The organism is Tunturiibacter empetritectus, assembly GCF_013410875.1.
In the GTDB taxonomy this organism is placed as follows: domain Bacteria; phylum Acidobacteriota; class Terriglobia; order Terriglobales; family Acidobacteriaceae; genus Edaphobacter; species Edaphobacter empetritectus.
In genome coordinates this window covers 401326-413505 of the sequence record NZ_JACCCU010000002.1, presented here as the reverse complement: position 1 = coordinate 413505, position 12180 = coordinate 401326, and the positions used below count along the sequence as shown (strand labels likewise).

Annotated in this window: 12 protein-coding genes; 7 read left to right on the top strand and 5 right to left on the bottom strand. The window is 59.0% G+C overall.

Going from position 1 to position 12180, the window contains the following annotated elements; all coding sequences use genetic code 11:
• Positions 1-69 precede the first annotated feature (69 nt).
• From HDF08_RS22195 to HDF08_RS13940, 3 genes are read right to left on the bottom strand one after another with little or no spacing between them, the layout of a single operon-like run.
• A complete protein-coding gene (locus HDF08_RS22195) occupies positions 70-1242 on the bottom strand; it encodes an LssY C-terminal domain-containing protein (protein WP_179639263.1) in 1173 nt (390 codons plus the stop codon).
• A gap of 39 nt (positions 1243-1281) precedes the next feature.
• Positions 1282-2049 (bottom strand): helix-turn-helix domain-containing protein, encoded by a 768-nt coding sequence (locus HDF08_RS13945; protein ID WP_179639262.1) that lies wholly within the window; start codon positions 2047-2049, stop codon positions 1282-1284.
• 40 nt (positions 2050-2089) lie between these two features.
• Positions 2090-2530 (bottom strand): nuclear transport factor 2 family protein, encoded by a 441-nt coding sequence (locus HDF08_RS13940; RefSeq protein ID WP_353069444.1) that lies wholly within the window; start codon positions 2528-2530, stop codon positions 2090-2092.
• Between the two features lie 157 nt (positions 2531-2687).
• On the opposite strand from HDF08_RS13940, the gene priA reads away from it, so the two are divergent.
• Positions 2688-5192 (top strand): replication restart helicase PriA, encoded by a 2505-nt coding sequence (priA, locus tag HDF08_RS13935; protein ID WP_179639261.1) that lies wholly within the window; start codon positions 2688-2690, stop codon positions 5190-5192.
• Positions 5193-5273: 81 nt separating this feature from the next.
• Here priA and HDF08_RS13930 read toward each other — a convergent pair whose 3' ends face one another.
• Positions 5274-5543, bottom strand: coding sequence for an HU family DNA-binding protein (locus tag HDF08_RS13930; RefSeq protein WP_158943184.1), 270 nt, complete (start codon positions 5541-5543; stop codon positions 5274-5276).
• 243 nt (positions 5544-5786) lie between these two features.
• Here HDF08_RS13930 and dcd point away from each other — a divergent pair, with 243 nt between their 5' ends.
• From dcd to HDF08_RS13900, 6 genes are all read left to right on the top strand, one after another.
• A complete protein-coding gene (gene dcd / locus HDF08_RS13925; RefSeq protein ID WP_179639260.1) occupies positions 5787-6341 on the top strand; it encodes a dCTP deaminase in 555 nt (184 codons plus the stop codon).
• A gap of 54 nt (positions 6342-6395) precedes the next feature.
• Entirely contained in the window at positions 6396-7097 is a 702-nt protein-coding gene (locus HDF08_RS13920) for a response regulator transcription factor (protein WP_179639259.1), read from the top strand.
• Positions 7098-7539: 442 nt separating this feature from the next.
• The gene (locus HDF08_RS13915) at positions 7540-8241 is read left to right on the top strand and encodes a lipid-binding SYLF domain-containing protein (RefSeq protein WP_179639258.1); all 702 of its coding nucleotides are present in this window, start codon (positions 7540-7542) and stop codon (positions 8239-8241) included.
• A gap of 102 nt (positions 8242-8343) precedes the next feature.
• Positions 8344-9288 (top strand): lysophospholipid acyltransferase family protein, encoded by a 945-nt coding sequence (locus HDF08_RS13910; protein ID WP_257031128.1) that lies wholly within the window; start codon positions 8344-8346, stop codon positions 9286-9288.
• A gap of 25 nt (positions 9289-9313) precedes the next feature.
• A complete protein-coding gene (lpxD, locus tag HDF08_RS13905) occupies positions 9314-10243 on the top strand; it encodes a UDP-3-O-(3-hydroxymyristoyl)glucosamine N-acyltransferase (RefSeq protein WP_257031127.1) in 930 nt (309 codons plus the stop codon).
• A 209-nt stretch (positions 10244-10452) separates the two neighbouring features.
• A complete protein-coding gene (locus HDF08_RS13900; protein WP_179639256.1) occupies positions 10453-11073 on the top strand; it encodes a hypothetical protein in 621 nt (206 codons plus the stop codon).
• A gap of 86 nt (positions 11074-11159) precedes the next feature.
• Here the strand turns inward: HDF08_RS13900 and HDF08_RS13895 are convergent, their stop codons facing one another.
• Positions 11160-12179: a ferritin-like domain-containing protein gene (locus HDF08_RS13895; protein WP_179639255.1), complete on the bottom strand. Its 1020-nt coding sequence runs from the start codon at positions 12177-12179 to the stop codon at positions 11160-11162.
• Position 12180 lies beyond the last annotated feature (1 nt).

Sequence of the window (12180 nt, the reverse complement as noted above, 5' to 3'; positions counted from 1 at the left end):
AGTATCTAGTGCTGTGTCTGGAGAAGTTCGCAGCCTATTTCATCTGCTAAGCTGCCCACTTGCTTTACCTCAGTGGCGCAGAACCATGGCTACTACGTTTCCGTCGGAGTTGAAGGTTCCGCCTGTTGCTGTGTTTGCCTCGTGCAGCGGATCCTTGGGGGTGATGTAGGCGGCTGCATCCAGTGCTCCTGCGGCTGCGAAGCTTGCCTCGACAAAGTCCCTCTCCTTGTCCACCTCCGGGTCGATGTGATGGGTTACGCCGTTGTTTCTCTGGTCCTTCTCAAGACCGTTGTCGTGGGTCGACGAACCCACCCACACTGGAAGCCCGCCTGCGGTACGGCCCGTGTCCCACACACGCAGATGATGACGGACCATGGCGACGGTGATGGCGTCGCCGCGCGCATAGCTCATGTCCTGCGGGCGGCCGAAGAGAAAGAGCGTGCTCATCGGCACCTCGGTGTAGGCCTTCTTGGACAGAGTGGAGAGAAGGCCGTGCAGGACTGCCGCGTTGTTCGACTGGTCGACCTGCACCCAGCCTGCCGCGGTGAACGCCTTCTCCACGGCGTCCTTGGTTCCTACGATGCAGAAGTTCACCATGTCGCCGGGATTGCCTTGCTCGTCGCCTACGCGCTGCGGTACGCCGTCGAGCAGCGCCGGGGCGAGCAGCGCGGCGTCCTGCTGCATGGTCGCCTGGGAAGTTGGCTTGGCTGCTGTGATCTTCAGCGAGACCTGGTAGGTGCCCTGCGCGCCAACTTCCTTGGGCACGTTGGCGGCAAGGAACAGCTCGCCGTTGGCGGGTACGGTCTGCTCCAACTGGCCGCCGATGGCGAACGGGACCGCCGCATCGGAGCTGCCGATGCGCCCGATTAGAGCACCTGCGCTTGCACTGTCGAGGGGAAACTGCCGGAGCATATCCTTCCATCCTCGGGTAACTCCGGCAGGGGCCGAAGCGCGCGCATCCCACAGGGTGAGTTGCCCTGTGGCGCCATAGCTGACGGTCTCTCCTGCTGCGACGGCGAAGCCCGCATCGGTCCACTCTCCGCTTCCGGGAACGGCGACGCTGTAGCTAGCTTTGCGCGCCGAAGCCTGGGCCGAGGTTATCGCCGGGGGCAGGGCAATCGGCGTAACGGTTCCGGGCACGCTTGCTGCGGCCTTGGAAGCGGCATCCTGCCCGAACGCAACGATGCCACAGGCCAGCCACAGCGCGCACGATAGTTCAAAGGGAGAGCGCTTGATTTTCACGCCTCTATTTTAAGCACGGTCACGCTCGGTTGACATCACTCATTCGACGGGAAACATGCATTCGATCCGGAACTCCTGCGCGGTGATGTCCTGCGGCAGGCCGACGGTCGAGATCATCGAAAAATAAGAAAATCTCTCGTTCCCTCTGACGAAGGTGATCGGCAGGACCGGAGCTTGATCCCTGACGTCTTTGAGGGATCCGCTTAGTTCTCTCACTCCCGAATATTTTTTCAGGTCATCGAGGAGCTCCTTGGTTTTTTTGTCGGTGACGTGTCCAACCGCCTCGCGATAGACACGCTGTAAAAGCCCCGAGGCGACCACATTCCAGTCTTCGACGAACGGCCGCACTCCTTCGGGGTCGAAGAGGAGGTGGAGGAGGTTCCGCGGCTTCGGCCATTTGGATAGATCGACGAAGGAACCGAAGAAGCGCGGCGCGGCTTCGTTGGTCCTGAGGACGTTCCAATATCGATCCATCATGAGTGCGGGGTGAGGCTCGTTCTGCTTCAACATGCGATCGACGACATTGTTGACGACGGCCATCTCCGGAGTGTTCCATGCACTCTCGAGGTGGACGGGGGCGTATCCGGAGGCGAGCAGAAGGATGTTCTGTTCGCGAAGGGGAACGTCGAGCGTCCTGGCCAGACTCAGCAGCAACTCTCTGCTGGGAGTGCTGCGGCCTCTCTCCACAAAGCTGATGTGGCGTTGAGAGACTCCAGAGTCGAGGGAGAGATCGAACTGGCTCTTCCCACGCTGCTGCCGCCAGTAGCGAAGGAAGCTGCCTAGCTCGTGTTCGGTTTGCTGTGTCATTGTTTGAGATGTTAGGTGATGGGTTGAGCATGCACGAGGGTTAGAACTGGACGGGGCCTACCGATCCAACCCAGCTACGGACCTTGGTGGGATCGGCTTCGTCCATGTAGAAGAAGTGTGTCATGACGGGCTTCACGGTCGGCTTGGTGGAGTCGTCAGGCTTCATGGTTACGATGCCGCGGAAGATCTTCAGCGGGCCGCTGTCCCAGTATTCGGTGACGTCGTGATGCGCGGTGAAGCCTGTGTCGATGAAGGCGCGAAGGTTTTCGCGGATCTGCTCGCGTCCGTTCCACTCTGCGATACCGAGGCGGCAGGTTGCATCCTCGACGAAGCAGTCGAAGCCTTTGCCGAAGGTTTTGTCGTCAATCTCTTTCCAGAAATCGAGGAGCCACTGGGGCGGTGCGGTTTTTGTGATGGTCAGGGTGTTCATAGCATTCTCCGGGTTGATATTGATCTGCTGCTCTTTTACTTGCTTCTTCACTATCAATCGGCTCGAAGCCGCTCGCAATTACCTCTGAGGTAATCGAAGTTCTTCTGCTTCGGTAAGGGATCCACTTTGTGGGGAAGGAAGTTGCCTGATTTCAGGCGTTCGCGGGGATAAGAGAGTGTCGTGCGGGTGGAGAGGTTAAGCTGGAGAGATGCCGCAGTTTTGTGATGTTGCTTTGCCGGTGCCGTTGGACCAGGTGTTTACCTATTCGGTGAATGGGTCTATGTCTGGAAATGGGCCGGTAGTGGGAGCTCGGGTGCTGGTGCCGTTCAGTGGGCAGAGGCTGATGGGCGTAGTGGTTCGGGTGCATGAGGACGCCCCGGCGGAAGACTTCGAGATCAAGCCGGTGCAGCAGGTGTTGGATGAGGCCGCGCTGCTTCCAGCAGAGTTGATGAAGTTGGCGGCGTGGATTGCTTCGTACTATGTGGCTCCGCTGGGCGAGGTGCTGCGGGGGATGCTGCCGCTGGCGGCGGAGGTGAAGCGCCACTTCTCTTATCGCATCGCGGAGGCTGGGCGGAAGATGCTGTATGAGGGGGCGATGAAAGGATCGTCGCGGCGATCGAAGCTGACGGTGGAGGAGCAGAATCGCGAGTACTCCGTGCTGAACTATCTGGAAGGGGGAGAGTCGGCGAAGATGTCAGCACTGCGGTCGGCGACTGGTGCAAATAAAGGGCTGCTGGAGGGGATGGTTCGGAAGAAGTGGCTGGTGCGCGAGGCGGTGGCGGAAGAGCGGGATGCGCGGCGGCTCGAGAAGGTGGCGGTGTTGGTGACGGATGCGCGGCTGCCGAAGCTGAATGAAAATCAGACGGCGATTCTTGCGGAGCTGGCGGCGGTGGGCGGGCGGATGCGGTTGCGGGATCTGCGGCTTAGTCTGACGCGCGCAGGAGTGCCGGAGTCTACGCTGGGGACGCTGGTGAAGCGCGGGCTGGTGGGCATTGAAGAGGTTGCGGAGGAGTTTCATCTGGGCGGCGTGGGCGCGCAGGGAAAGAAGCATGCGCACGAACATGCCTTGAATGAAGCACAGATGGAGGCGCTGGGGACGATTGCGGCCGCGATGGAGAAGGGTGGGTTCAGGCCGCATCTGCTGTATGGAATTACGGGGAGCGGGAAGACCTCGGTTTATTTTGCTGCCATGCGCCGAGCTTTAGACGCGGGGAAGAGCGCGTTGCTCTTGGTGCCGGAGATTGGGTTGACGCCGGCGATGGCGGGGCAGATGGTAGCGGCGTTTGGCGGCGAGGTAGCGCTCTTACACTCTCAACTGACGCCGGATGAGCGGGCGGAGCAGTGGCACAGGATTCGGCGGGGCGAGGCGAGGATCGTGGTTGGGACACGGTCGGCGGTCTTTGCCCCGATGGTGGATCTGGGCCTGATCATCGTGGATGAGGAGCACGACTCGAGCTACAAGCAGGAGGAGACGCCGCGGTATCACGGGCGCGATGTTGCGGTGATGCGGGCGAAGCTGAACGAGTCGGTGGTGGTGCTGGGGTCGGCGACGCCATCGCTCGAAAGCTGGGCGAATGCGGAGAAGGGGCGCTATGCGCTGGTGGAGATGCGCGCTCGGGTTGCGGACAGGCCGCTGCCTCTGGTCGAGCTGGTAGATATGCGGGAGGAGTTTCGCGAGACTGGGCAGGAGCAGATCTTTTCGCGAAGGCTGATAGAGGAGACGCAAGCTACGCTCGATCGCGGCGAGCAGGTGATTCTGTTGTTGAATCGGCGGGGGTACTCGTCGACGGTGCTGTGCCGGAGCTGCGGGGAGAAGATTGAGTGCGAGAACTGTGCAGTGTCGATGACCTATCACAAACCGGTGAGTGGGAACGATGCGATTGCGCAGCCGGGGCAGAGGCTGGAGTGCCACTACTGCGGTTCGCGGCGGTCGGTGCCGTCAAAGTGCCCGAAGTGCGAGAGCGAGCATCTTTATTTTCTTGGAGTGGGTTCGCAGCAGGGGGAGGAGAGGTTGCAGGAGCTTTTTCCGACGGCGAGGATTGGGCGGATGGATCGCGATACCGTACGCGGGAGGAGTGACATGGAGCGGCTGTTGGCGAGGCTGCACGGGGGCGAGATCAATCTGCTGGTGGGGACGCAGATGATCGCCAAGGGGCATGACATTCATGGTGTGACGCTGGTCGGAGTAGTGGGGGCGGACTTTCAACTTGGGCTGCCGGACTTTCGTGCAGCGGAGCGGGTGTTTCAGCTGCTGACGCAGGTCTCGGGGAGGGCGGGGCGTGGGGATCTGATAGGCAAGGTGTTGGTGCAGACGTATCACCCCGATCACTATGCAATTCAGTTTGCAGCGAAGCATGACTATCCGGGGTTTGTGGCGAAGGAGATGCAGTATCGGAGGTGGATGCACTACCCGCCGTTTGCTGTGCTCGCGAATGTGGTGATTCAGAGCGAAAAGCTGGAGGAGGCTACGGGATGGGCCGGGACGCTGGGGCGATGGTTCCAGAAGGCCCGGCTGGATAAGGTGCGGGTGCTGGGGCCGGCGGCCGCTCCGATTGTGCGGCTGAAGCGGATCTATCGATACCACTTTGTCTTGAAGGCGGAGCGGCGGCAGGCGCTGGGAGAGACCTTGCGGGCGATGTTAGCCTATGCGGAGACGCAGGGGATTGCGCGCCGGAACCTGGTGGTCGACGTGGATGCGGTGCATCTGATGTGACGCATCGCTTCAGAAAAATTTTGGGGAGGTTATCGCAAACGAGCCCCGACTGCTGGTGCGCCGAGACTTAGATCGGATGCGTTAGTCGAGCAGATGAAGCTCTTTGCCAGGCTTGAAGCGGACTGCTTTGCCTGGGGCGATGGTGACCTCGGCGCCGGTCCTTGGGTTGCGACCGATTCCGGTTTTGCGCGGCTTGACGGTAAAGACACCAAATCCGCGGAGTTCAATGCGGTCTCCCGCGATGAGAGTCGCCTTCATGCTTTCGAAGATCGCATCGACAGCCGACTCTGCTTTTGTCCTTGGAAGGCCGGTTCTTTCTACCACCCTCTGTATGAGATCCTGCTTAATCATCTGGGCCGCCGTCCTTGGGCTGTATTTTTTAGAAAACTGGTGCTGACCTGGTAGTACGGTGATGGTAGAAACTCGGACTCCGATTGTCAACGATAGAACGCTACCGTAAGATGAAGAATCTAATGATGCAATGGGGCCTGGGAACTACCGCACCCAATTTACACCCTTCTGCGACAATTAGGGATATCTACCTTCTGCGAGAATGGAAGAAATTTCAAAAGCAGAGACCGAAGGGGCACCAGAGTGGCAATTAAAAGCGACCGTTGGATTCGCCAGCAGGCGAACGAACACGGAATGATCTCTCCATTCAGCGAAAAACAGGTTCGAGAGGGCGTTATTTCGTATGGACTTTCTTCGTATGGATACGATCTGCGGGTCTCCGACGAGTTCAAGATCTTTACCAACGTCAATAGCGCGATCATCGATCCGAAGGCGTTCGACGAACGCTCGTTTGTGACCGTACAGGCCGAGAGCGTGATCGTTCCGCCGAACTCGTTTGCGCTGGCGCGGTCGATCGAGTACTTCAAGATTCCACGCGATGTGCTGACGATCTGCGTCGGCAAATCGACCTATGCGCGCTGTGGAATCATCGTGAACGTGACGCCGTTTGAGCCGGAGTGGGAGGGCTATGTAACACTCGAGATCTCGAACACCACCCCGCTGCCCGCTCGGATATACGCGAACGAGGGCCTCTGCCAGATTTTGTTCTTCCAGTCCGATGAGGTGTGTGAGATCAGCTACGCGGATCGTAAAGGGAAGTATCAGAATCAGCAGGGAATCGTGCTGCCTAAGCTGTAGAACTGCGGATCACGATTTTTTCTGAAGCGCTGAAGTCGGCCTACTAAATGCACGATGCTGAGTAAAGGGGCTGCGCAGGCGATGAAGGATACCAAACACAAGAAGGCGAAGAAGGCCAAGGGATCGCTGCGCGTCGGCCTGGTGGCTGCCGACCCGCTGCGGATCCTGGGGTTGCAGACAATCTTTCCCGATGGCGGACCGGTGGAGGTGGTTCCCCTGTCGGTGCCAGGCGCGCTGGACGCCTCGGGGGTGTCGTTGATCCTGATCGATTCGGCATGTACGGATCACATCTTCGAGCTGCTGGCTACGTTTCGCAGGACGCGTCCGCGCTTTCGGCTGATCGTGCTCGGGCTGGAGGAGGATCACGATCACATCCAGCGCATCATCGGTGCCGGAGCCAAGGGCTATCTGGCCCATTCGGCGAAGGAGAGCGAGATCCGGATGGCGATCGATGTGGTGCAGGATGGGTCGGTATGGGCACCGCGGAAGGTGCTGGCGCGGTTGCTCGAGTCGACTTCAGCTGGAGCCGAGACGCCGGCTGGCCCGGCGAAGGCGCCGAAGTTCACCCAGAGAGAGCTGGAGGTCCTCCGCCTTCTGGCCGCGGGACACCCGAATCCGGCGATTGGAAGAGAGCTTGGCATCGATGTGGCTACGGTGAAGAAACACGTAGGGAATCTGATGCGGAAGGTTGGGGTCGATAACCGCATTGCCTTATCGGTTCAGGCCGTCAATCAGAAGATGTTTTTAGGGCGGTAACCCTGGCTTTTGTTGCAGAATATTGACGATTACGACGCAAGTTTTCCACACTCTGACCGGAAGTCTACTTCTGTCTTTAGTTGCTGGAGCTTTTTGCACCCAGATTTTGTTAACTACTAAGTTAACAAAATTCGCTCAAAGGTATACCCACCTTCGTACCGTTGTGAGCGAAGGTAATGTGGGGCAAAGTACTACTAAGCAACACAGACCTGGGAGAGGGGTTGTAGAGATAGCGTCGGAGTTCTACCGACATTATCTCTACAACCCCCATTTTTTTTGCGTGTGTGTAGCTCTCTCGGCGTATGCTGGTGCCGTCATGCTGACTTTTTGACGGGACAACTTGGACCGGTCTTTATCCATCTTATATATTGTTGGAAATAAGCAGTTTGTTGAGCCCCGTTGAAGATCAGAAAAATTCAGAACGAGAGTGAGAAGGAAAACGATGCTAAAAAAGATTTCAGTGGCTTTGTGTGGTTTGGCGATGATCGCCGGTTCTCTGTCTGCCCAGGCGGAGGGTGATAAGGCGAAGGTTGCGGAGCGTCTCAATGCCGCTAGCCAGGTGATTCGCGAGATTATGGCGACACCGGATAAGGCTATACCCGGCGGCATTCTTGCGGGTGCGCAGTGCGTGGTAGTGATCCCGAGCTACAAAAAGGGTGCCTTCGTTGTGGGCGCGCAGTATGGTCAGGGTGTTGCGACCTGTCGTACACCCAGCGGAAAGTGGAGTGCGCCGGTTTGCGTTCAGTTGGCTGGCGGAAGCTTTGGGTTCCAGATCGGTGGACAAGCAACTGACTTGGTATTGGTCGCGATGAACCAAGAGGGTCTGCAGGATATGCTGAAGAATAAGTTCAAACTTGGTGCGGATGCCGCTGCTGCTGCCGGCCCGGTTGGCCGCAACGCTCAGGCTGGAACGGACTGGAAGCTGAATGCGCAGTTCCTGAGCTACTCGCGTGCCAAAGGGCTCTTTGCGGGAATCAACCTGGATGGCACGGTGCTGTCGCAGAATCAGGACGACACTCGTGCGCTGTACGGAACGGACATTGGATTCGATCAGATCCTCGGCGGCAAGCAGGTCACGCCGGTTGAGGCTCGTCCGTTTGTGCGCACAGTGGCCAAGTACTTCGTGGTTGCCAAGAACCAGTAATGCATCTGTTGTTTGATTGTTGTTCGATTGCAGAGGGGCGGCTTATTCAGCCGCCCTTTCTGTTTTTCGAGCGGCGTGGGTTGGAATCGGTAGACTAGAGGCTTGAGCAAAGTTCCACAAAAAGAGGGAATTGACGCGCAGGTGAGCTTCCGTGAACGGGTGGAGTTTGCCGTGGTGTGGCTGGCGGTTCACGGAATGCGGTTGCTTCCGCGAGGACCGGCCAGGGCCGTTGGCGCGGGGATTGCGGCCATTGCCTATCACGTGTTGGGGCGACTGCGCGGAGTGGGTGTACGGAACCTGAAGCTTGCGTTTCCCGAGATGCCGGAGCCTGAACAGGAGAGGACTCTACGCTTGTTGTATCGGCGTCTTGGTTGGCTGCTGGCGGAGTTCTGCCTGATGCCGGGATACACGCAGGAGAGTGCCAGCTGGTTTATTCGCTACGAGGGATTGGAGAACTACCTGACGGCTCGTGAGCGCGGGAAGGGCGTGCTGGTTTTGACGGGCCACTTGGGGGCGTGGGAGCTGTCGAGTTTTTATCACTCGCTGATGGGCATGCCGATGGGGATGGTGATTCGGCGGCTGGATAACCCGCTTGTCGATGAGTTTGTAAATCGAGTTCGGTGCCTGCATGGAAATCGCGTCATTCACAAAGACGACTTTGCGCGAGGGTTGATTGCGTCGATGCGTGCGGGAGAGACGGTGGGGATTTTGATGGATACGAATATGACTCCGCCGCAGGGTGTGTTTGTGCCGTTCTTTGGCGTGCAGGCGTGTACGGCCTCGGGGATGGCGCGCATCGCCGGGAAGACGGGAGCCGCAGTGGTGCCGGGGTTTCTGCTGTGGGAGGAGAGCGAGCAGAAGTACGTGCTGCGCTTTGGCAAAGAACTTGAAGTGGCGCATATAGGCGATTCTGAAACTGATGCGGTTACAAATACAGCGGCCTTCACGGCAGCGATTGAGGCGATGATTCGGCAGTATCCTGATCAATGGCTGTGGATGCATCGGCGGTGGAAGACGCGGCCTCCGGGAGAAGAGGGGATCTACTGATGGCGAGGATCTACTGATGACAACGATGAGCAAGATCGCAGACTGGGTTGGTGTGAGCGCGCCGCTGCTGGAGGTTGAGATTACGGCGGTCTCGAGCATCGAGGATGCTGACGAGAGCTCGGTTGTGTTTGCGGTTGAAGCCGATGCGTTGGGCCGGGCGCTGCAATCGAAGGCTGGTGTGATCCTGGCGAGCAGGAAGTTGGAGTCGGCGGAGCTGCCGCCCTATCGGTCGCCGGATCCCAGGGTGTTGTGGGTGGCGGATGCGAAATATGCGTTTGCGCAGGTGGCGCGAAGGTTGAGCGTCAACGGAGTTCAGACAGGTGTGCATGCTTCGGCTGTGGTGGGGCAGGGCGTGGCGATTGGCGTAGGAACGGCGGTTGGGCCGGGTGCTGTGCTGGGCGATGGTGCGGTGATTGGAAGTGAATGCGAGATTGGTGCGCGCGTGACGATCTATGCGGGGACCGTGTTGGGGGATCGCGTGGTGGTACAGGCGGGTGCTGTGCTTGGATCTACCGGCTTTGGTTATGTGCGGAGCGCGGAGACGGGAGAGTATCTGATCTTTCCGCAGCAGGGGCGGCTGGTGGTGGAGGACGATGTCGAGATTGGCGCGAATACGACGATCGATCGTGGTGCGCTTGGGGAGACGAGGATCGGGCGCGGGACGAAGATCGACAACCTCGTGCATATCGGACATAACTGCGTGATTGGGAAGAACGTCATTATCGCGGCGCAGACGGGGATCTCGGGCTCGAGTGTAGTGGAGGATGGCGCGATTCTGGGTGGGCAGGTGGGGATTGGGGAGCATGCCACGGTAGGGGCCGGCGTGATTCTTGGCGGCGGAGCGGGGGTGCTGAGTGGGAAGAAGATGCGTGGGCCGGGCGAGGTGTTCTGGGGGCGCCCGGCGCGACCTTTGAAGGAGTATCTGCGGGATCTTGCGCGGTTGAAGCGGCGTTGAAGCTGTCCTGCCGGACGGGCCTCCTGCGCGGAGCGCGGCCACTTCGTGGCGTATATACCCCTTCGGTTGGCGCTCCCGTTGGTCGCGAAGGAAGATTGATTCCGACCAACGGGAGGACCACGCAAAGCTCTAAAAAGGCGTGCGAACGCCCGCTGCCCGCGCAGGGCGCCCGTCCGGCAGGACTAAAATCAGCAGAAGCGCGGTGAATAATGGCGACTGTAGTGGTTGGCGGACATACAAGAAACATTGGAAAGACCAGCGTGGTAGCAGGGCTGATCGAAGCGATGCCCGAGATGCATTGGACTGCCTTCAAGATCACGCAGTTCGGGCATGGAATGTGTTCAGCCAATGGTGAGCCCTGTGACTGCGAGACCGCCGAACACACAGTTGCAGTCAGTGAGGAGCGCCCGGGGGGAGATGCCACGACAGATTCGGGACGCTATCTGGCGGCGGGTGCGGTGCGGTCATTCTGGGTGAGGACTCGGGCAGGCGATCTGTCCGAGGCGATGCCGCGCATTCGTAAGGAGATGGAGCGCGCGGAGAATGTGGTGATCGAGTCGAACAGCATCCTGCGGTTTCTGCGGCCCGATCTTTATCTAAGCGTGCTCGATCCGGAGACGGCGGACTTCAAAGATTCTGCGAAGTACTTTCTGGATCGCGCCGATGCGGTGCTGGTGCCGGAAGGCGTACTCGGAAGGCCCGAGTGGAAGGGTGTTTCGCTGAAGCTGGTAGAGGGAACGCCGGTGCTGCCGATACTGCCGCCGGTCTATGTGACGGATGAGGTGGTGGAGTTTGTGAGAGAACGGCTGCGAGTGCGAGTGATTGTTTGAACTGATCTTGAAGAAGGTCTTTGAACAGGACAAAAAGAGCCGCAGCTTGGAGGGCCGCGGCTCTTTTGTTGGTTTCAGAGTACGAGCTATGCGATGAGACCGTTAAGGCCATTGGGGAAGAAGACTCCCTGATGGACCGTGTCGGTCGGTTTGGTGCCGGTGACGATTGCGAGGATCTGGGAGGTGGAGCGAGCCCAGCCCAGGGAGTTCTGATCGCAATCAACGATGGTTGAGGCAGTGATGTTCGCCGTGGAGGTGTTGAGCGCGACCTGGGTTGTGGAGACTCCGATGTCGTCTGCCGCTGAGCCTGTGAAGGTGACAAACGGAGTGGTGATCGGTTTGGTGGGATCCGGATTCGCCAGCGAAGAACGAGCTGCCGAGATCATCTGCGTCAGCGTGCTGAGCGGACCGGTTCCACCGCCGCCATCGAGACCGTTGATGGTAGTGCGGATGAGACCGGCGTGATAGGCCTCGACCGCGTGAATACCAACCGCTGCCGGGAGGATGTTGACCTTGTCGCTAATCAGAGGAGCCGCTCCATGATAGGCGGAGACTCCCACATCCTCGAAGATATAAGCGCCGATCAGGAAGTTGGCGTCGCTTGCGAAGGGGTCGAAGCTTGGACCGATCATCGCTGCCGCGGCAAGGGTGTTGAAAGAAGTGAACAGATCGATGTTGGGCATCGAGACGGCCTTGGTGCTGAGCGCGCTCTGGAGGAAGAGGACGTGCTTACCTTCTTCCGTTGCGGTCTCCGTGGCATAGGCCTGTACGTAGGATAGTGAGAATGGAACCTTGGCGAAGGTCGGGCTTAGCGCGACCGTGCCGCCGGTGGTGCCGTTGACGCTGATGGGAATCGGCGTCGACAGTTTGTCGATGGTTACTCCGTAGACCGCGAGGTTGTAGAACTGCGCCTCGAGATACTCCAGGTTGAGAGCGAAGTTGAGGATGTCCGAGTCGCCGATGGCAGCCGACTGGGCCTCTGCTTTTTTAGGGGTTGCGGCTGCTCCGAAGGCAAGAGCGGCCAGCGCGGCGCCTCCCTTGGTGAGCATCTTTCGCCGGGTGCTGACGATAATTTCATCGAGCTGCTGTGTCTCTAAAGTTGCCATG